Source organism: Streptomyces sp. SID11385 (genome assembly GCF_010548245.1).
GTDB lineage: Bacteria > Actinomycetota > Actinomycetes > Streptomycetales > Streptomycetaceae > Streptomyces.
In genome coordinates, this window is sequence record NZ_JAAGLR010000059.1 from 1 (window position 1) to 1,281 (window position 1,281).

Genomic DNA, 1,281 nt, shown 5'->3' on the forward strand with positions numbered 1-1,281 from the left:
CCCCGGCCCGCCGGGTCCACCCCTGGCCGCCGCGCTCGCCGCCGGGTACGCGCTGAGCGCGGGCCGGCCGTTCCTGCACGCGGCGCTCAACCCGTCCCCGCAGCTCACCGGGCGCGCCGTCGGCGGCGGCATCCGCGCCATGATCCCGCTGCAAGCGGCCCTCACGGCCCGTACCGGCGCCCTCGGCACCGCGCTCGCGACCACCGCGCTCGCGCCGCTCGCGAAGGCCCTCTCCAGGCGGGTGAACCCCACATGAGCGCCCTGCGATTCGGCTACGGCACCAACGGGCTCACCGACCTGCGGCTGCCCGAGGCCCTGCGCCTGCTCGCCGACCTCGGCTACGACGGCGTCGGCCTCACCCTCGACCACATGCACCTCGACCCGCTCGCCGAGGACCTGCCCGCCCGCACCGCCCGCGTCGGCGCGCTGCTGGCGGAGCTGGACCTCTCCGTCACCGTCGAGACCGGCGCCCGCTACGTCCTCGACCCGCGCGCCAAGCACGGCCCCTCGCTCCTCGACCCCGACCCGGACCGCCGCGCCCTGCGCACCGGACTGCTCCTGACCGCCGTGCGCGTGGCCGCCGAACTCGGCGCGCACGCCGTGCACTGCTTCAGCGGGGTGCTGCCCGGGGGCCAGGACGAAGGAGCGGCCTGGGACCGGCTGCTCGGCGCGCTCACGCCCGTACTCGAAGCGGCCGGGGCCGCCGGGGTGCCGCTCGCGATCGAGCCCGAGCCCGGGCACCTCGTCGGCGACCTGGCGGGCTTCCACCGGCTGCGCGGCCTCCTCGGCGACCCGGCGCCGCTCGGGCTCACGCTCGACCTCGGCCACTGCCAGTGCCTCGAACCGAAGCCGCCCGCCGACTGCGTCGCCGAGGCCGCGCCCTGGCTGCGGCATGTGCAGATCGAGGACATGCGCCGGGGCGTCCACGAGCACCTGCCGTTCGGTGACGGCGAGATCGACTTCCCGCCCGTGCTCGCCGCGCTCGAAACCATCGGTTACCAGGGGCTCACCGTCGTCGAACTGCCCCGCCACTCGCACGCCGGGCCCGACCAGGCCGCGCGCTCCCTGCCGTTCCTGCGCGACGCCGCACGGCGTGGCGCGGGGGTCGCCGGCGTCGCTGGTGCCGCCGGAGTCGCCGAAGGAGGTATCCCCGCATGAGCGCCGACACCTGGCTCGCCACCGCGCTCGACCAGGCCGCGGACCCCGCGGCGACCGGGCCCGGCGGGCTCCCGCTGTGGGAGGTCAGGCTCGCCGAGGCCGGGCGCGCCTGCGGTCCCGAGC

1 protein-coding gene and 2 pseudogenes are annotated in these 1,281 nt (G+C 77.6%); all 3 read left to right on the top strand.

Features of this window, described 5'->3' with window-relative positions; translation table 11 throughout:
• Positions 1-256 (top strand): annotated as a pseudogene (locus G3I42_RS02345) (prenyltransferase); the annotation flags it as partial.
• On the top strand, positions 253-1,158 hold the full coding sequence (locus G3I42_RS02350) for a sugar phosphate isomerase/epimerase family protein (protein WP_164282188.1): 906 nt from the start codon (positions 253-255) through the stop codon (positions 1,156-1,158). The pseudogene G3I42_RS02345 and the gene G3I42_RS02350, both read left to right, overlap by 4 nt.
• Positions 1,155-1,281, top strand: a pseudogene (locus tag G3I42_RS37315) (sugar phosphate isomerase); the annotation flags it as partial. The gene G3I42_RS02350 and the pseudogene G3I42_RS37315, both read left to right, overlap by 4 nt.

Excerpts from the sequence above, each read along its gene's own strand:
- G3I42_RS02350 (WP_164282188.1), top strand. The coding sequence starts at position 253 with ATGAGCGCCCTGCGATTCGGCTACGGCACCAACGGGCTCACCGACCTG.